Annotated in this window: 22 protein-coding genes; 14 read left to right on the top strand and 8 right to left on the bottom strand. The window is 47.8% G+C overall.

Translation table 11 applies throughout. From position 1 onward, the window contains the following. Window positions 1-44: 44 nt before the first annotated feature. Both AC1RJL_RS06295 and ygfZ read right to left on the bottom strand, forming a co-directional pair. Window positions 45-881 carry an HDOD domain-containing protein gene (locus tag AC1RJL_RS06295; RefSeq protein ID WP_492912037.1) on the bottom strand — a complete coding sequence of 279 codons (837 nt, stop codon included), beginning with the start codon at window positions 879-881 and terminating at the stop codon, window positions 45-47. Between the two features lie 19 nt (window positions 882-900). Next, entirely contained in the window at window positions 901-1,866 is a 966-nt protein-coding gene (ygfZ, locus tag AC1RJL_RS06290) for a CAF17-like 4Fe-4S cluster assembly/insertion protein YgfZ (protein ID WP_492912035.1), read from the bottom strand. 382 nt (window positions 1,867-2,248) lie between these two features. On the opposite strand from ygfZ, the gene AC1RJL_RS06285 reads away from it, so the two are divergent. The 3 genes from AC1RJL_RS06285 to AC1RJL_RS06275 all read left to right on the top strand — a co-directional run bounded on the left by AC1RJL_RS06285 (window position 2,249) and on the right by AC1RJL_RS06275 (window position 4,291). After that, a complete protein-coding gene (locus AC1RJL_RS06285) occupies window positions 2,249-3,484 on the top strand; it encodes a GGDEF domain-containing protein (protein WP_492912033.1) in 1,236 nt (411 codons plus the stop codon). 65 nt (window positions 3,485-3,549) lie between these two features. After that, the gene (locus tag AC1RJL_RS06280; protein WP_492912031.1) at window positions 3,550-3,801 is read left to right on the top strand and encodes an FAD assembly factor SdhE; all 252 of its coding nucleotides are present in this window, start codon (window positions 3,550-3,552) and stop codon (window positions 3,799-3,801) included. Continuing rightward, window positions 3,770-4,291, top strand: a complete 522-nt coding sequence (locus tag AC1RJL_RS06275) for a protein YgfX (protein ID WP_492912029.1) — start codon at window positions 3,770-3,772, stop codon at window positions 4,289-4,291. The genes AC1RJL_RS06280 and AC1RJL_RS06275 overlap by 32 nt, the downstream gene beginning before the upstream one ends. Window positions 4,292-4,303: 12 nt before the next feature. On the opposite strand, the gene nadB is transcribed toward AC1RJL_RS06275, so the two are convergent. Continuing rightward, a complete protein-coding gene (gene nadB / locus AC1RJL_RS06270) occupies window positions 4,304-5,929 on the bottom strand; it encodes an L-aspartate oxidase (RefSeq protein ID WP_492912027.1) in 1,626 nt (541 codons plus the stop codon). A gap of 334 nt (window positions 5,930-6,263) precedes the next feature. Here nadB and rpoE point away from each other — a divergent pair, with 334 nt between their 5' ends. The 5 genes from rpoE to arfB all read left to right on the top strand — a co-directional run bounded on the left by rpoE (window position 6,264) and on the right by arfB (window position 9,803). After that, window positions 6,264-6,854 carry an RNA polymerase sigma factor RpoE gene (gene rpoE / locus AC1RJL_RS06265; protein WP_492912025.1) on the top strand — a complete coding sequence of 197 codons (591 nt, stop codon included), beginning with the start codon at window positions 6,264-6,266 and terminating at the stop codon, window positions 6,852-6,854. Window positions 6,855-7,048: 194 nt separating this feature from the next. Continuing rightward, window positions 7,049-7,777: a sigma-E factor negative regulatory protein gene (locus tag AC1RJL_RS06260; RefSeq protein WP_492912023.1), complete on the top strand. Its 729-nt coding sequence runs from the start codon at window positions 7,049-7,051 to the stop codon at window positions 7,775-7,777. 73 nt (window positions 7,778-7,850) lie between these two features. Beyond that, window positions 7,851-8,861, top strand: a complete 1,011-nt coding sequence (locus AC1RJL_RS06255; protein WP_492912021.1) for a MucB/RseB C-terminal domain-containing protein — start codon at window positions 7,851-7,853, stop codon at window positions 8,859-8,861. A 50-nt stretch (window positions 8,862-8,911) separates the two neighbouring features. Beyond that, entirely contained in the window at window positions 8,912-9,385 is a 474-nt protein-coding gene (locus tag AC1RJL_RS06250; protein ID WP_492912019.1) for a SoxR reducing system RseC family protein, read from the top strand. Window position 9,386: 1 nt separating this feature from the next. After that, the gene (arfB, locus tag AC1RJL_RS06245; protein ID WP_492912017.1) at window positions 9,387-9,803 is read left to right on the top strand and encodes an alternative ribosome rescue aminoacyl-tRNA hydrolase ArfB; all 417 of its coding nucleotides are present in this window, start codon (window positions 9,387-9,389) and stop codon (window positions 9,801-9,803) included. A gap of 34 nt (window positions 9,804-9,837) precedes the next feature. Here arfB and AC1RJL_RS06240 read toward each other — a convergent pair whose 3' ends face one another. Next, window positions 9,838-10,911 carry an MJ1255/VC2487 family glycosyltransferase gene (locus tag AC1RJL_RS06240; RefSeq protein WP_492912015.1) on the bottom strand — a complete coding sequence of 358 codons (1,074 nt, stop codon included), beginning with the start codon at window positions 10,909-10,911 and terminating at the stop codon, window positions 9,838-9,840. Window positions 10,912-10,960: 49 nt separating this feature from the next. After that, the gene (locus AC1RJL_RS06235; protein WP_492912013.1) at window positions 10,961-11,503 is read right to left on the bottom strand and encodes a phosphatase PAP2 family protein; all 543 of its coding nucleotides are present in this window, start codon (window positions 11,501-11,503) and stop codon (window positions 10,961-10,963) included. A gap of 144 nt (window positions 11,504-11,647) precedes the next feature. On the opposite strand from AC1RJL_RS06235, the gene AC1RJL_RS06230 reads away from it, so the two are divergent. From AC1RJL_RS06230 to galK, 3 genes are all read left to right on the top strand, one after another. Continuing rightward, complete coding sequence (locus tag AC1RJL_RS06230) at window positions 11,648-12,019, top strand: diacylglycerol kinase (protein ID WP_492912011.1); 372 nt, start codon at window positions 11,648-11,650, stop codon at window positions 12,017-12,019. A gap of 187 nt (window positions 12,020-12,206) precedes the next feature. Then, window positions 12,207-13,250 (top strand): UDP-glucose--hexose-1-phosphate uridylyltransferase, encoded by a 1,044-nt coding sequence (locus tag AC1RJL_RS06225; RefSeq protein ID WP_492912009.1) that lies wholly within the window; start codon window positions 12,207-12,209, stop codon window positions 13,248-13,250. A 7-nt stretch (window positions 13,251-13,257) separates the two neighbouring features. After that, on the top strand, window positions 13,258-14,409 hold the full coding sequence (gene galK / locus AC1RJL_RS06220; RefSeq protein ID WP_492912007.1) for a galactokinase: 1,152 nt from the start codon (window positions 13,258-13,260) through the stop codon (window positions 14,407-14,409). A gap of 173 nt (window positions 14,410-14,582) precedes the next feature. Here galK and AC1RJL_RS06215 read toward each other — a convergent pair whose 3' ends face one another. Further along, a complete protein-coding gene (locus AC1RJL_RS06215; protein ID WP_492912005.1) occupies window positions 14,583-14,786 on the bottom strand; it encodes a hypothetical protein in 204 nt (67 codons plus the stop codon). A 198-nt stretch (window positions 14,787-14,984) separates the two neighbouring features. Between AC1RJL_RS06215 and AC1RJL_RS06210 the strand changes: the two genes are divergently transcribed. The 3 genes from AC1RJL_RS06210 (at window position 14,985) to AC1RJL_RS06200 (ending at window position 16,902) form a co-directional block, all read left to right on the top strand. Further along, window positions 14,985-15,341: a BolA family protein gene (locus AC1RJL_RS06210; RefSeq protein WP_492912003.1), complete on the top strand. Its 357-nt coding sequence runs from the start codon at window positions 14,985-14,987 to the stop codon at window positions 15,339-15,341. Between the two features lie 105 nt (window positions 15,342-15,446). Then, window positions 15,447-16,454, top strand: a complete 1,008-nt coding sequence (gene trhO, locus AC1RJL_RS06205) for an oxygen-dependent tRNA uridine(34) hydroxylase TrhO (RefSeq protein WP_492912001.1) — start codon at window positions 15,447-15,449, stop codon at window positions 16,452-16,454. A gap of 109 nt (window positions 16,455-16,563) precedes the next feature. Continuing rightward, on the top strand, window positions 16,564-16,902 hold the full coding sequence (locus tag AC1RJL_RS06200; protein ID WP_492911999.1) for a hypothetical protein: 339 nt from the start codon (window positions 16,564-16,566) through the stop codon (window positions 16,900-16,902). Window positions 16,903-17,019: 117 nt separating this feature from the next. On the opposite strand, the gene AC1RJL_RS06195 is transcribed toward AC1RJL_RS06200, so the two are convergent. Both AC1RJL_RS06195 and AC1RJL_RS06190 read right to left on the bottom strand, forming a co-directional pair. Beyond that, a complete protein-coding gene (locus tag AC1RJL_RS06195) occupies window positions 17,020-17,397 on the bottom strand; it encodes a SirB2 family protein (protein WP_492911997.1) in 378 nt (125 codons plus the stop codon). A gap of 53 nt (window positions 17,398-17,450) precedes the next feature. Next, window positions 17,451-18,044: a DUF4202 domain-containing protein gene (locus AC1RJL_RS06190; RefSeq protein ID WP_492911995.1), complete on the bottom strand. Its 594-nt coding sequence runs from the start codon at window positions 18,042-18,044 to the stop codon at window positions 17,451-17,453. Window positions 18,045-18,058: the final 14 nt, after the last annotated feature.

Here is an 18,058-nt window from a genome sequence, read left to right as displayed (position 1 = left end):
TGAAATTATCTGTTGTGCCCATCAGTCTTTTAATCTGAATGCTTTTAAAGCAGGAGCGACATCGCTGCTTCCATTTCCTCGCTCAGGTCTTCTGATTCTGCGACGTGCATGTCGGGGTCGAGGCCCAATCGTTCAAATGCCTTCACTTTTGAGCAATCAATTTTCGCCATAGGTGAATCTGTACCCAGATAACTTTGCAGCATGGCGACGGTAACAATATCACCGTAATCTGCTTTCGGGCTTTGACGGGAAAAGTCGATGTGCTGGGTTGGAATGTGAGCCAGCTCATCGGGGAAGCCCCAGGTTTTCAGGATGATGTCGCCAATAGGGCCATGCAATTCATCGATCACAGCATCCAGTGTGAAACTGTCTTTGAGTAGTGCAGGGTGATCTTCAGCGTAGGTGAGAATAGGCAGCACGCCGATTTTGTGAACGAGACCCGCCAAAGTTGCCTGGTCTGGGCGCAAGCGCGTGTAGTGCTTGCACAGTACATGGCTGATACCTGCTACCTCGCTCGAACGGCTCCATACTTCCCGCATGCGCATATCGACCAAGTCCGACGTAGCCTGGAACATTTGCTCCATTGCGAGACCGGTTGCGATATTGCAAGTGTACTGAATTCCAAGGCGCATCAACGCCGTGCGCAGGTCTTCTATAGCGCGACTGGCGCGCAGCAGGGGGCTGTTGGCCACACGAATAATACGCGCGCTCAAGGCGGCATCATTGCCAATTACAGCGGTTAATTTATCGATGTCAGCCTCGGGATCATCAGCAACTTCGCGTACTTTCAATGCCACTTCAGGCAAGGTAGGCAGAACAAGTTGGTCTTTATTGATCGCGGTAATAATTTCCTGGCGAACTTTTTCAGCAATGGGGTTCATTCGAGATCCTGCTACGGCACTATTCGGTTTTGTCATCTGCTGTAGGTATAGCATAGGGGAGTGGTAGATGTTTTAAATTTTCCGGACTTGTTTCCAGTTTTACCTGATCTAATTGTTCGTCCAGAAGCGATGCCAGAATTTCAATTTGATTATCAGATGCAAATGCAGCGGCAACCAAATGCCCGCAGACTTGTTGTGTTGCTGCATTTACCAGTGCGGCTCCGAATGGAGGCAACTGGTTGCCGTTTAAACTAAAGCGGTACATATGGCGTTTTAGTTTCCCGCGATAATGCAGGCGCGCCACAATTTCCTGGCCGGTGTAGCAACCTTTTCGGAAGTTGATACCGTTAACCAATTGGTAATTAATTTCTTGCGGAGTAAATAGTTCAAAAGTATCAGGATATATGTCAGTAATACCTGAGCGAATATCGAGTAAATTCCACTCGTTTTCATCTTCGATTTTTATATTACTTGCCAGTGTATGTTGGAATACCTCGGCATCCGCTAATTTTATCCAGCATTCAAAACGATTTTGCTCCAATCGAATCAGGATATTCCCGTCTTTTTGTGTCCAGCCATCGTTAGCTACCGGCAGTTCATCAAAAAAGTTAAGCGCAGCTTGGTTGGCGTGTTCACCAAACAAGCCAAACGGTTGGTAGGTGTTGCTGCCGTCATGCAATTTTGCTTTGGAGAAAACGATATATTTGCCGAATGAGGTTTTTGCTTTTTCCAACATTGCCGCCGGAATTCGTAAGGCAATTGTTTCCAGATCTATTTGTAAGGCGCGAAAGGTGAGCAGGATACGCCCCTTGGGATTGCATTGTGCTCCAATACGGGTAACCGGCGCACTTAATTCACGCAGGTCGCAGGTAACCTGGCCTTGCAAAAACTTACCGGCATCGGGACCTTTTACCAGCAGCAGCGCGCGCTGCTGGAGTTTTACCAGTTGTGTTGATTGGCTTTCCAGAGAGTTGTTAAGGGTCATAACGACTTATACCGCTTATCCAGGTTGAGTTTTTGATGCCGTGAGTGGCTGAGCCAACATGCATGGGCAAGGTGATAGTGTTCTCATCATACCGTTTTTTGTGGATGAGCTCATTGGCAGTTATTACATTTTGGACTATATATAGCCAATACAGCCTAATCCTTACACCGAATAGCTATAAATCCGGAATTGGCTGGTTGTAAAATCCCGTGTACGTTAGTAGAAAAATAACGCTTGATAAAGTACTACATGTTAATCATCGGGCCTGACACCCGGAATATATGCTCATGGTAAAACCTTCGTGACTTACCGGCATTACCCTGCCATCCGCCGTAGCGGCTTCTATAAGCTTTTCCTCTGCTGTTCGCTGACAGTAGTGGTTATGTATGCCTATGAATTTATGCCCGCGAAAAAAATGCTGGCAGTGCCATCCCCAAGTATTCCTCATTACATTTATTCCGATACCAACTCAATTGGTGAATCCATGGTTTATTGGACCGACTTTGATGGGCTCGGGTGGGAGTGCAATATTGAGGACGACGGAAAAGCCCACGGCTGTGGATTTAATATTTATCTTGGCAGTGGTGTGGGCTCCAATGGAATAGATTTGTCCAGTTATAAAACCATCAACGTTGATTTGGATTATATGGGCAATGAACAGCGCGTGCGATTTTACCTGCGCAATTACGAGCCCGGTTTTTCCGATATTAACGATATACAAACGGCGAAATTCAATAATGTGTATGTGCCGATTAATTTTCTCGATGATCATTTAGTGCTGAGTTTGTCGGAGTTTTCCGTTGCAGAATGGTGGGTGGCGCAATATAAAGTGCCACGTGAAAATTCATTGCCCAGGTTTGGCAACGTCGTCGCATTCGGTATTGATATCAATTATCCCGGCATACCGGGGAAGCAAAGCTTCAAGCTCAAGAAAGTAGAATTTGTCGGTGAGTGGATTTCACGTGAAGACTGGTATCTTGGCATCCTTGTTTTTTGGCTGAGCATTATTATGGTGGTCGGTGCGATTAGCTTGGCGCGCCTGACTAAGGAGATCCGTCTGGAGCATCAACGTATCGAGCGTCTGGCTGACCAGAATTCACTGCTAGCCCAAGAGACGGATAAATATAAAAAACTGTCGATGGTGGATACCTTGACCGGTGTGCTTAACCGGCAGGGGCTCGCTGAATACATCGATCAGTATTTTCCCGAACATACCAATCAAATTGTTTCCATGGTGATTATTGATATTGATCACTTTAAGAAAATAAACGATTCACTCGGGCACGACGGCGGTGACCTGGTGCTCAAACAGGTCACCGGGCTAATAAAGTCCCATACTCGACAAAGCGATCAAATTGCGCGCTGGGGTGGTGAGGAATTCATATTGGTATTGCCGGATACACAACTGGATGATGCTTATCGTATTGCTGAAGAGATGCGGGCATTGGTCGCAACAGCCAATTTTGACCAATTCCCGGAGCTGCATGTCACCATCAGTTTGGGTGTAGGTACTACCGATGGACAAACTCCATTTCACCAATTGTTCCGTCGGGTCGATATTGCGCTGTATCAAGCCAAAGCCCAAGGGCGGGACCGAGTGGTGAAGGTGGATATCTAGTGCGAGCCTTTCGTTGATCGCTCGTTTATAATGCGTCCCTCATAAAGTGTTCAGCAGGTAGTAGTGTGGAGATTAATCGTTTGTTCTGGGGTAGTCGACGCGGGATGTTGGAATTGGATTTAGTGTTGATGCCATTTATGGAAAATATCTACCCGGCATTGGAGCAGGCTGACAAAGAGCGTTATTGGTTATTATTGGAAGAGCAGGATCAGGATTTATTTGCCTGGTTTTTGCGCAGGGAGAATCCTGCTAACCCCGAACTACAACGGATTGTGGATATTATTCGTGCAAATACCGGTCTTCAAAAAGGCAGTTGATCGCGTCGCCGACAAAGCAGTTGACGAGCCTGATTTTCCATCCTCCTTAAAGCCGCTACCATCATTGAAGGCGGTTCAGATCAATACTTCGCGTCAGCGTTCAATTCTGTATTGCTGTAGTTATTTTGCGTTTGCGATAAGCCTGTTGTTTGTCTTTTATCCATACGTGGGCGAGCAATATGCATGGATACTTGGGGCGATTGTTTCCCTTTACGGTTTGTGGATGCTGCTGCGCAGGGAAATGGCGAATGAATTAACCGGCTCACTCGGATTTGCGGATAACCAATGGTTTTTCGAGCAAGCGGGCACCCGATATCAACGTGAGCTGGTGGGTGAGGTTTTATGTTGGCCCTGGATAATTATTCTGCCGTTCCGCGAAACGACTGATAGAAAAGTGCATAGTTTATTGCTATTCAACGATGCGCTCAGCAAGGAAGATAATGCTCGCTTGCGTGCCTGGCTGCGCGCGTGCCTTGCTCCTGGGGGGTAGCGGGCGATTGGATTACACCTCTTTACTAACGATCACATCTTGCCCGGCAAAATTGGTGGGCACTACGATCGTATCGCGCGCAATGGATGATTTTTCCGGATAATCCAGCGAGAAATGCAGGCCGCGGCTTTCTTTGCGCTCATGCGCGGAACGGATAATCAATTCGGCAACAATGGCAAGGTTGCGCAGCTCAATAAGATCGCTGCTGATTTTGTAATTGCTGTAATACTCGGCGATTTCTTTTTGCAGCAGCTTGATACGATGGGTCGCGCGTTCAAGGCGTTTGTGGGTGCGCACAATCCCAACGTAATCCCACATAAAACGGCGCAACTCATCCCAGTTGTGTGAGATTACTACGTCCTCATCTGAATCGCGAACGCGTGAAGCATCCCATTGTGGAGATAATTCAGGTGGCTGGATTTTTTCCAGTTTCGCCAAAATATGTTGCGCAGCCGACTGGGCGTAGACAATACATTCCAACAAGGAATTACTTGCCATACGGTTGGCGCCATGCAAACCGGTGAAGGAGGTTTCACCAATCGCGTAGAGATGCTGTAGATCCGTTTGTCCATTGCTATCGACAACCACACCGCCGCAAGTGTAATGCGCAGCAGGAACAACGGGGATGGCTTCTTTGGTAATATCAATCCCAAATTCCAGGCAGCGTGCTTTCACAGTAGGGAAGTGCTCGCTAATGAATTCTTCCGACTTGTGGCTGATATCCAGATAAACACAGTCGCAACCCAGTCGTTTGATTTCATGGTCAATTGCGCGCGCTACTATATCACGCGGCGCCAATTCTTCCCGTTCGTCAAACCGTGGCATAAAGCGTTCGCCGCTTGGCAGGCGCAAATAAGCACCTTCGCCACGCAGGGCTTCAGTAATCAGAAAGTTTTTTGCACGCGGATGATATAAACAGGTTGGATGGAATTGGTTGAACTCCATATTGGCCACGCGACAGCCAGCACGCCATGCCATGGCAATCCCGTCGCCACTCGCGCTATCCGGGTTGCTGCTATAGAGGTAAACCTTGCTCGCTCCGCCAGTCGCCAATACCACGACCTTGGCCTGGAATACATGTACTGCATCGTTATTGCTATCCAATACGTAAGCGCCGGTGCAGCGCAATTTGCGCGAATCAGCGTCCGCTTGGGAGATAAGGTTTACCGCAACATGATGCTCGAATATATCAATATTGGGTTGTTGCTGGACTTGATCAATCAGGGTTGAGTGCACGGCTTGGCCGGTCGCATCGGCGCTATGAATAATTCGTCTGTGGCTATGACCGCCTTCCTTCGTTAGATGGTAATCGCCATTGCTATTTTCTTTGGTGAAATTGACCCCTTGGTCAATAAGCCATTGGATTGAGTCTTTGCTGCGCTCAACAGTAAAGCGCACGGCATCTTCATGGCATAACCCGGCACCGGCAATAAGTGTGTCAGCCACATGGGCATCAATTGAATCCTGATCATCAAGTACCGCAGCAATTCCGCCCTGTGCGAACCAGGTAGAGCCTTGGTTGATTTCATTTTTGCTCAGCACGGCAACCCGCGCTTGTTGGGCTAAACTTAGCGCCAGAGTGAGGCCGGCAGCGCCAGAGCCAATGACCAGAACATCATATTGATAGTGTTTCTTCATGCAAATAAAACCCGGTTCACAATAGGATCGCCTGAAAAGCGGGCGAGAGTTGACGCAGTATAACAAGCCCGCACGGGTTTTTACGAAGTAAACAGCCATAGGGGCAAATACCCCGTATAATCGCCCATGAACTTTTTTGGCATGATTTTGTCTATGAGCCGGCCATCTTTAATAGGCAAGGGTTTATAAAACACCGGCTCTCACAGCTAAAATGTGGCAGCAAACTTAAAGTTGGTTTAGTAAAGTCAGCTTTCAGCAAGAGTTGATCATTGTTGAAATGCTGACGCAGATTTGCCCTGTAACCAAAAGGTTGGGGCGCTTGGGGGTTTAAAGAATGACAGCGCAACTAGCGCCTGATGTTGATCAGCAACTGGTCGAGCGAGTTCAAAAAGGCGATAAACGCGCGTTTGATTTGCTAGTGATTAAATACCAGCACAAAGTATTGGCGGTGATTAGCCGGTTTATCCGCGATCATGCCGAGGCTCAAGATGTAGCCCAGGAAGCTTTTATCAAGGCTTATCGCGCGCTACCCAATTTTCGCGGGGATAGTGCGTTTTACACCTGGATTTATCGTATTGCTATTAATACTGCCAAGAACCACATAGTTGCGCGTAACCGTCGTCCGCCGACCAGCGATGTAGAAATCGAAGATGCAGAGTTTTTTGACGGCAACGACGGTATGCATGAATTGAACACACCCGAGCACAATGTATTATGCGAAGAACTTGAAGATACGATTGCCCAGGCGTTTCGCGATTTACCGGATGATCTGCGCACAGCGGTGACCCTGCGGGAAATTGATGGCCTGAGTTACGAGGAAATAGCTGAAGTGATGGAATGCCCGGTGGGCACTGTGCGCTCGCGTATTTTCCGCGCCCGTGAGGCCATTGATAAGCGTATCAAGCCTTTGATCGAAGATATTTAAGCCGGCGTGGTTCAGAAAATTGCAAGCAAAAAAAGGGTTTTTGAAAAACTTGCACAATTTTTTGTAATTCCTTGAACCAATTGTCTATCGTTTAGTCATAGAAAGCAGCTGGAACAGATAGTTAATTATCTGAAGCCAAGCCAAACATTAACGTATTTATTAATAATAGTTTTTGCACAGAGGCATCAGCGAGAATGACAGAGCAAATCCAATCACCAGTGCTTGCCGAATCCTTGTCAGCACTCATGGATAACCAGGCATCTGAGTTAGAACTGCAACGATTGCTAAAAGCACTTGATGCAGATCCGCAACTCAAGTCCACTTGGTCCCGTTACCAGATTGCGAGTGCTGGTATTAAAGGTGATGTGCCGCTACTGGCTTCCAGCGATTTCGCCTCTCGTGTCAGCGCAGCGATTGATGCTGAAGAAACTTATTCACAACAGCCGCAAGTTGCTGCCCAACAAAATACCGGTTCCGCAGTTGCTGGTAATGTAATCGCCATGCCGTTGCGCTGGTGGCAACAAGCCGGCCGTGTTGCTGTTGCTGCTTCAGTTGCCGGTGCGTTGATTGTTGGTGTGCAGCAATATCAGTCGGTTGCGCCACAATCTGTAGCGGTGGCTGCTAATACAACAGCAGGTATTCCGGTTGCTGTAACTGAAACCAAAGCAGCTAATTTGCCATCAGGTATCAATGCTCCGGCACTGTCAGCACGTACTGTTGCAGTGCAGAGTGGTTATGAATCCCGTCCGCAAGAAAGTCGCCGGGTAATGTATGTTCCGCGTCAAGAAGCTACACCGGTATACAACGAAGATATCAGTACTTACCTGAATCAGCTTATCCAGGAGCACACCGATAATGCGTCGCTCAATAGCGGTCAGGGTATGTTGCCTTACACGCGCGTGATTCTTGTTGAAGAGGAATAGTTTGCCGGATTTATTGCATTAACAGGTGGAGCAGTTATGCTGCTCCCTTGATCCACTCGCCCACGAGTTCAGAATGTTAATTCTCCCCTCTATTCGTACTTTCCTGCTGTTCTCCCCGCTATTATTTTCGTTTCATTTGCAGGCACAGGAAACAGTTGCTTCCGTATCAGGCCAAGCTGTATCGAGCCAGGTTTTACCCGGTACAGCCACGCAATCACCTGAAGTTGCAAAGCTACTGCAGAAAATGGCGAATATTCCCCACACGTTAAATTATCAGGGGTCATTTACTTACCAACATAAAGATAATCCAACCCTTCAAAGTTTCCGGATTATCCATTGGGTGGAGAATGGGGTAGAGCACGAGCGTCTGCAGCATTTGAATGGCCCCGAACGCGAATTCTTGCGTACCGGCAAGGCGATAGGTTGTGAATCTTTGGGTGACCAATTATTGCAAGGAAAAATCAGCCAACTCGGTGCCAATCTTGCGCGTATGGATCAGCTTTATAAGTTTGAGATTCGTGGTCCTGAGCGAGTTGCCGGGCGCGATGCAACGGCGCTGTTAGCATTGCCATTGGATAATTTCCGTCACAGCTCATTGCTGACTATCGATAACGAAACCGGTTTGGTACTTAAATCCTGGTTGGTTGATGAATCTGCGCGTCCACTGGAGCGCTACCAGTTTATCGATCTCGACCTCAGCCCCGATGTTGCAAGCCTGCAGCGCTTACCGGCTGCCAAATTGCAGCGGTCGGCGGCAGCGCAGGTAACCGAATGTAATCCTTCCGGACTTAAGCAGCCAGAACATTGGCGCCTGGCGTGGGTACCTTCCGGGTTCGCATTTGTCGGTCAGCGCAAGGTGCGCGAAAAGATTGATATGCTGATGTACACCGATGGTCTTACTACCTTCTCTGTTTTTATTGAGCAAGAGGCGGGTGCGATACCCGAGGGTGTTGCCCAACGCGGTGCGACTCTGGTGGTTATGGATTCGTTGGCTTACCAGGGTAAAAATTACCGGATCACTGTGGTGGGAGAAATACCGATCGTCAGCGCTCAAAAAATTGCGCAGAATATAGGGGGGATTTAATCCCCCTTTTCTTTTCCGCGTCTTTACATTTTATCGTTTCAGGTTGCCACATGATTCTCGAAACTGGCCGCATAGCCGCAATAGAAACCGAAGGTGTCTGGGTTGAAACCATCCGGAAGTCCGCCTGTGGTTCCTGCAAGGCGGAAAAAGGATGCGGACAGAGTTTGATGAACAAGTGGGATGGTCATAGCGCCTATATATGGGTGCTATTGGAAGGGCGTGATCCTGCAGATTACCAGTTGGGCGATGAAGTCCGGATTGGTATTCCCGAGGAGGTTATCGCGAAAGGTGCGATGCTGGTTTATATGGTGCCGCTGCTTACGCTCGTAATCGCTACTGCCTTGTCGCATCATCAATTTGCCCACGAGGGCATTACCACACTCAGTGGTTTTGCGGGTTTATTGTTGGGTGGATTGATTGTCCGCTGGCATTCATGGCGGACGCGTTTGGATAGTAACCTGCAACCAGTATTGGTCGACGATAGAGTGCCTTTGCATTTTTATCAGCCGGCAGGGCAGCATTAATATGTTGCGCATCAATTCGGCGATCACTATTCCCCTGAGCGAAATTGAGTGCAACGCTATGCGTGCGCAAGGCGCCGGCGGGCAAAATGTCAACAAGGTGTCGAGTGCGATACATTTGCGTTTTGATATCCCTAATTCGTCGTTGAATGAATTTTGCAAGGAGCGCCTTTTGGCGCTGGGCGATAGCCGCATCACCAATGATGGTGTGCTGGTGATCAAAGCCCAACGTTTTCGTACACAAGAGCAAAATCGTGAAGACGCTCTGGCACGGCTGCAAGAAGTTATTCTCGGCGCGATTAAAATTGAAAAAGCACGCCGTGCAACCAAACCTACCTACTCATCCAAACAGCGTCGTATGGATTCAAAAACACAGCGCGGTTCGATTAAGTCAGCGCGGCAAAAAGTATCCTTTGATTAATCGCTTTTTAATCTTCCCTGATAATTTTTTACTGCTAGGTCACCAGACCGCGTAACGGAGAACTTTTGGTGGCGATCTCTTGTTCAATCGTTTCTTGCCAAAGCTGCTGTTGCAGTTCGCCAATATTTTCGCCACCACCTTGCATAAGCCAGTTAACTAACGCTTTGGCGACATCGGGAAAGTGGCGTGGATGCGTGGGTGGTTTTAACGGTAACCATTGTTTCAAGGTTTCAACGTCGAATTTTTTTGCGGTAAAACCGTAGCCTAACTTCTCCAGCGCCAGGGCATTGGATTTTTGTTCCATTTGTCCTGCAACTGGCTGCACCAATATTTTTTTACCAAGGTGAATTGCCTCACTCGGCAATTCAAAACCTGCACTGCAAATAACCCCTTCACAGCGATGTAAATCCACTTGAAAACCTTCGCGTGAAAAAGGACGGATATGTATATGGCCTTCGTCGTAAGCTTCCGGTACAGGTTGGTAAACAAAAAAGTCGTAATCCGGAAATGCGCGCAATTGCGGCACTATATCGTCCAATCCTGCAAATGGCAGATAAACCAAATAATGCTTGGGTGTGGAGATGTTGGTGTAGTGCGAGGTTTCTACCAGGGGCGGTAAAATTGGCTGGTTAAAGTGATGCCAATGCAATCCGATGGGTTGGGTAACGGGAGCAAAATTGCGCATAAACCAATCTACAGCAATATTGCTGTCCTCTTTCGGGATATCGTAGTAAAAAGCATTTTGGTGCGATATGCCGATTACTTTTTTCCCGGCGCGTTTTGCTGCCCAGGCAGAGACGGGTTCAAAGTCGTTAATAATAAAATCGTAACCTTCGACATTGACTTTTTTGATGTCTTTATACAGTTGGACCACATTGGAGGTTAGCGCCGTTTTTACGTATAACACTTTTCCACTTTGTGTGGCAAAGGTGAGACCGCGATAGGTTTGGAAATCACCAAACGCTTCCATATCAAAAAATTTTTCGCGTTCACGTCCGGAAAAAACCCAATCGACTTGTGCACCAACATCGGCAAATGCTTTTGCCATAATGCGCGCGCGCGTTGTGTGGCCATTGCCCGTACCTTGAACTCCGTACAATATTTTCATGCAGTTTTGCCCAGTTGATGAAGAAAATAATTCAGAAAAAATTCACGCGTTAATGCAGCGAAATAATCAAAGAATGTAAGTAGATTCCCCAGAATGCGCAGGCGCTTCCGAGCAGTGCCCCTGCTACCAGATCAGTCGGGTAGTGCACACCGAGCAATACGCGGCTCATGCCAATCGCGCTGGCCCAGATAAAACAGGGAATCGCAAATAATGGATAAAAATTAAAAATCAAACAGGCAAACAAAAATGCCGCTGCAGTATGACCGGAAGGAAAACTGAATTGGTCAGATGGTGTAATCCAGGCTTGATAGGTAGTTATTTTTGCTGCAGGACGATCCCGCTTGATGAGGTTTTTCAATAATAGATACAAACTCACATCAAATACGTACGCAATAATTCCCGCCCAAAAAAAGTGTGGGCCGACAATCGGTTCAAAGGCGAGTAAGCAGAGGGCGACAAGTAAATAAAGCGGGCCGTCTCCGGTTTGTGAAATAAATCTTACCGAACGACGATATTGAAAACGTTTTGTCACATGCACCCACAAGAATGCAAGGGTGTCCAAATGGTGGACGCGCTGTAGAAATGTGTTCATGATTCACCGCCGTTGTATGTAAGTTGCAGATGAAATCGAACTGGCGATAACAGGCCTGCCAGCGTCCGCTTATTATTAGCATCGCTCTGTGACTATTCTGTGAACGCTCAATGAAGGTGGAATGACAAAACGTGGAGATGATGAATGGGTAAGCCAGGCAAAACCGGGTTAGGGCGCGTGATTGATGCGTTTGGATATTCCATGAAAGGGTTGGCCGCGAGCTGGAAGTATGAAGCGGCTTTCAGGCAGGAAGTTGCCCTGGCGGTAGTGTTAATACCGACTGCATTTTGGTTGGCGCAAACTCATATAGAGCTGATCTTATTGATTAGCAGTGTGTTTTGGGTATTGATGGCGGAATTGGCTAATTCGTCAGTGGAGGCAGTTGTAGATCGCACCGGCTCCGAGCACCACGATTTGTCCGGTCGTGCCAAAGACATTGGCTCTGCTTTGGTATTTGTCAGTCTGGTGTTGCTTGCGATGGTGTGGGGAATAGTGGCTTTTAACCGGTTTTGGTAATAACAACAAGTTTAGTTAAACATGTTTTGACAAAGCCCTGATCTATCAGGGCTTTTTTTCTGGCTGTTACAAGAGCGATAAAACACGATTTGTAGATTGCTAAGCCTATATATTTACGGTAAATTAGCTTCGATGTATAATTATCATATTTATATGTCCACATAAAAAGAGCTACCTAGTAAAAGCTATGAAAGAATCATTTTCGGTCAATGAGCATCCGCATCGCCGCTATAACCCGCTGTTGGGAGAATGGCTACTAATTTCCCCGCATCGTACCAGGCGTCCATGGCAGGGGCAGCAAGAACAAAATCAATGGCCGGAAAGCCCTGCCCATGATTCGACCTGCTACTTATGTGCAGGCAATGTGCGTGCAGGGGGTCAGATTAATCCTCCCTACAAAACGACATTCGTCTTTACCAACGACTTTGCCGCATTGATGCCGGAAGTCCCGGAAGCGCCAGCAGGTGGTGATTTATTATTCCAAATTCAGGCGGAACATGGCACCAGTCGTGTTATCTGCTTTTCTGCCGATCACAGTAAAAGCCTGCCGTTGTTAAGTGATGAAGAAATGAAGGCTGTTATCGACACCTGGATGGCAGAAGCAGCTAATCTGGGCAAGGAATACGCGAGTGTCCAGATCTTCGAGAACAAGGGCGCCGTAATGGGCTGTTCCAATCTGCATCCTCATGGGCAAATCTGGGCGCAATCGCAATTGCCCACATTGGTTAGTAAAGAGGATGAGCAGCAGCGTCTGTATCACAACCGGCATGCCATTCCACTGTTGCTCGACTATGCGCAGAAAGAGTCTGCCGCTGGTGAGCGGGTCGTAGTGGAGAACGATCATTGGTTGGTGGTCGTACCATTTTGGGCTGCCTGGCCCTACGAGACTTTGTTGTTACCCAAGCAGCAAGTCGCGCGAATTACAGAACTCACTGATGCGCAGCAGCAGAGTCTTGCGACTATTTTGCGCGATATAACCGCGCGATACGACAACCTGTTCGAGTGCTCATTCCCGTACTCCATGGGTTGGCACGGCGCACCTTTTATGTCCGATGACACCGCGTATTGGCAATTGCATGCCCACTTTTATCCGCCGCTGTTGCGCAGCGCCAGTGTGCGTAAATTTATGGTTGGTTATGAGATGTTGGCCGAGCCGCAACGCGATTTGTCGCCTGAACAGGCCGCCGAGCGTTTACGCCAACAAAGTCCTGTCCATTTTCGATTGAGGTAATACGAGCGTGAAGACTCTCTCTGATGCTCGTGTGAGCGAATTATTTGAAGCCTATTTTGGCACTGTTCCGACAGCCGTAGTAAGGGCGCCCGGCCGGGTAAACCTGATTGGTGAGCACACGGATTACAACGGCGGTTTTGTATTGCCAGCGGCAATTAACTATCACACTTATATCGCTTTTGCGCCGCGCGCTGATCGCAGCCTGCACCTGGTCGCTTATAACTTCGATAATGAAGTTGCCAGCGTTGATATAGATATGCCCCAAGAGCAGGATTCTGCTGCAACCTGGAGCAACTACGTACGTGGTGTCGTGCAGGAAATGCGCAAGCAAGGTTTTAAACTGGTTGGCGGCGATTTATACATTGCGGGCGATCTGCACTCAGGCGCGGGCTTGAGTAGTTCGGCATCATTGGAAATGGCATTGATTCGCGCGCTCACTTCATTGAGCGGTGAAGTGGTTGAGCCTACGCAAGCAGCCTTGATGGGACAGGCGGCAGAAAATCATTTTGTCGGCTGCAACTGCGGCATTATGGATCAGCTTATTTCCGCGCGCGGCCAGGAACATGCTGCATTGCTGATCGATTGCCAGGATTTAACTACCCGTGCCGTACCGGTGCCAGCAGATTGGGAAATTCTGATTGTGCACAGCGGCGTTAAGCGCGGCCTTGTGGACAGTGAATACAACCAGCGTCGTCAACAATGTGAGCAAGTGGCAGCTTTCTTTGGGCAGCAATCGCTGCGTGGTGTCGGGTTAGAGCAGTTACTCGCTGCAAAAAGCCGGCTTGACGATTTGAGTTTCCGTCGTGCTCGCCATGTGTTGACTGAAAACCAGCGCACGCTGGACGCAGCTGAAGCGCTGTCAAATAGTGATCTGGCGGCCTTGGCCAAGGTAATGAAAGAGTCGCATATCTCTATGGGCGATGACTTTAGTATCACCGTTCCTGCAATTGATACCCTGGTAGAAATTCTTACTGCGGCGGGCGAGGGCAAGGCGGGAGTGCGTATGACCGGTGGTGGATTCGGTGGCTGTGTTGTAGCAGTTGCGCCTGCGGAGGTTATCCCGCAATTATCTGCTGCAGTTGACGCTCATTATTACGCTAAAACCGGTTGCACACCAACCTTGATTCGCGCCAAAGCCAGCGCCGGCGCATTTTCCTGATTTCCCTTTCTTTTCCACGTAGGGGCGCTGCTTGCTACGCCCTGATTGTTTGATTTGCGTGGTGGGACAAATATTGTCTCTATCTTGTTATTTCTTGGGCGCGGCAAGAGGCGCCCCTCTATTTCGTTATTGGGCGCAGCAAGCGGCGCCCCTACAAGCCGCATCGACGTTTATCAATGCTGTGTTTTGCCTGTGCTATCCGCGTCACTTAAAAAGGCCAGATAATCGTCGGCAATGCTGCGTTCCTCTGTGCGGCGCTCAGTGGATTTGCGGCGTTTGCGGTGGTAAATGTCCAATGGCATGTTTTTGCAGGGGTCACGATCAAGCCTGCGATCATTACCTTTGCGGCGATCAAAGAAAAACTTGTGGTCACTCATAGTTGCTACATCTTCTTTCAGTCTGTTTATCGCTTATCCTTGGGTTTAAATGATAACTGGTTGCTCCAAGTCAACACAGTGTAGATCTTTGCCGTTAAAATGCGGTAAGTTTTTTTGCATAAACGGGTGTGTATAAATAGTCATCGTCTATCTATATGATCCTGATGTCATGCGTTGTTGAGATCCATTGGTGAACATATGAATCCTGTTGACAGTCGTCATCCCATTGAAAACCGCCCTATCGAAAATCGAATTGTAACCAAGCTTGGTGCCGAATTCGCACCTGCCCATTTGGACGTGATTAACGAAAGCCATATGCATTCGGTCGCCCCGGGATCTGAAACCCACTTCAAGGTGGTGTTAGTGTCTGCGCAGTTTGCAGGTAAGCGACAAGTTCAGCGGCATCAAGCCATATATGCCTGCCTGGCTGCCGAGCTGCAGTCGGGTGTCCATGCCTTGGCCTTACATACGTTTAGCCCGGAAGAGTGGCAAGCAAGTGGGCAATTCCCCGCGTCCCCCCAATGTCTCGGCGGTAGCAAACACGACCATCAATAAGTGCTGGTTGTGCAAAAACTAAACGCCTATAATGCGCGCCCTGCGCGATTCGCTTACCTTTTGACTACGTAAATCTGATTACTGATAAACCCTTAAGTGATGCTTATGAACCAAATTGTTGTTGCTGCCCTGTACAAATTTGTCAAATTACCTGATTACGAAATCCTGGTTCCACGCTTGAAAGAGCTATGTGACCATTTGGGAATCAAGGGAACCTTGTTGTTGGCAGAGGAGGGCATCAATGGAACTGTCTCGGGATCGCGCGAAGGGATCGATAGCCTGGTGGCATTTTTGCGTGATGATGGCCGCTTCGCTAATTTGAGTTACAAAGAATCCTTTTATGATGAGCAGCCTTTCTATCGGATGAAGGTCAAGCTTAAAAAAGAAATCGTTACCATGGGCGTCAATGGCATAGATCCGCAACAAATTGTGGGTACTTATGTTAAGCCCCGGGATTGGAATGCGCTGATCAGTGATCCGGATGTGGTGGTGGTTGATACGCGCAATTCTTATGAATACGAGATAGGTACATTCGAGCGCGCTATAGATCCCAAAACGGAAACCTTCCGCGAGTTCCCCGCATACGTCAAAGAAAATCTTGATCCTGCCAAGCATAAAAAAGTCGCCATGTTTTGCACCGGCGGTATTCGCTGCGAAAAATCCACTGCTTATTTAAAAGAGCAAGGCTTTGACGAGGTTTACCATTTGGAAGGCGGCATCCTCAAATATCTGGAAGAAGTACCGGAACAAGAAAGTTTGTGGCGCGGTGAATGTTTTGTATTCGATAACCGTGTAGCGGTAAATCATAAACTGGAAAAAGGTGTTTACGATCAATGCCACGGTTGCCGTTATCCGATTACCGAGGCCGATAAACAATCCGGGCAATATATGCTGGGCGTGTGTTGTCCGCGCTGCTTTGACAAGCTGACTCCTGAACAAACCACACGTTTTGCAGAGCGGCAGAAACAAATTGAATTGGCCAGGCAGCGCAATCAGGCACACATAGGGGTCTTGCCACCGGAGCGCCAATTGCGCCGTACACAAAAGCTTGAACATCGTGAAGAACAGCGTCGACTTTCGCTGAATGCCAGCGCGGGAACCAAGCGCGCATAATTATTAACAGATACTTATTTAAATGTAACTACATAGCATTTAGCTATTTTGTCACACAATTACTTTATGTTTTAATGCCAGCTTCCATTAATAAATATCAGTGATATCTATGAATTTTGATGATTGGACAGCCGATTTGGCTACAGGCACGGCGACTCACGCTAGTGGGTTCAACATTCGTATTGAAGGGAATCCCAAAGATCCTTCTGAAGTGTTTCCCGGCAAGTTTCCGGATGGATTGAGTTTTGGTGACCAGGCTCGCCTGTTGCGTTCCGGGTTGGAGTTCCTGGCAAAATCCGGTGGTAGTGCACCTAAATCCTGGCAGTCCAGTCCAGTACAAGATGCAAAAACAGAAGCGATTAAAGCGCGTGAAGAGTTAGCCAAGCGTTTTGCTGATCGCCCCGATAAACCGCAGCGTTCGGTGCTTTCGTTGAAAAAGAATTCCTGACAGCGATAAAAATAGCGGGTGTGATTTAACCTCCAGTTAAAAAGCCTCATAAAAAAACCGGCATTTAATATGCCGGTTTTTTTTATGGGAATTTAGTGTTGCGATGGCCTGTGAATATCAGCCAAAAAATCCTGCCGGATTCTTTGTCATCGCCACACTCACAATATAAACAAAAATGATTAATGCGCTCACCCACAATAATTTACGTGCGGTCGGGTTAGGCACTTTGAATGCTGCAACACCCAAGCCGATATAAACAATTAGTCCGATGATTTTCGCCACCAGCCATGGTTGACTGCCAGGCGACATACTTAAATGGACTGCCAGCACAATGCCGCTGAGTAACAAAATAGTACTAATGACATGCGGAAGTATTTTAACCCACTTTTTGGTGAGCATACTGGAATTCATAAACAGCCAGAGTCCACGCACAAAAAAGGCGAGTAACGATAAAAAAACAAAAGTGAGATGAATATGTTTAAGGGCTAGGTACACGGTATTTTCCTTCTTGTAGAAGTGAGTTGTTATGGTCTTGCAATGAACTCTTTTTACGCAGCATCCAGTGCTTTTCCAACAAGCCCGAGCATGGCTTCAGAGAGCGGCAACTTTAGCGCTGCTTCATGGCCTTTGGGCGACATCTTGTTCCAGGTTTTTTGAATAATATCGATCAGCTTTGCTTCCTCGTGTTTGGTGGCAAAATCTTCGAGATAAAACTCGATAAAGACCAGGCACACGACATCTTCCAGTGTTTGAACTTCTTCATCGCGTTTCAAGCTGCGTTTGAGCAGTAAATCTTTTACGCGCGCAATAATGGTTTCGTCATAACCTTGTTCAGCCATAATTTCACCAGCGATATCGCCATGTAGCTGTGCCAGATCTAACCGCCATTTTTTGTAACCATTCCTATCCATCGGATAATCACTGCGCGGGCTTTTCCAGCGGCAAATATGTTGGCTGCGGGTTGCCAATTGCAAGGCTTCAGAAGGGGCATCACAAAACTTGTGCAGTTGCGCGCTCATGCGCTGCGCATAAATCCATTCTTTGGCAACAGGTTTGCCATCAACGATTTCAGTGTTGGGATCTTGCAAGTTTGCTGCATCGAATGCAGCGAGGGTTTTTTCCAATCGGACAGGGTTGGTCATTCATCATTACTCAT

It is taken from the genome of Cellvibrio sp. GW822-FHT04B05 (assembly GCF_058800985.1).
This window is presented reverse-complemented; position numbering and strand designations above follow the sequence as displayed.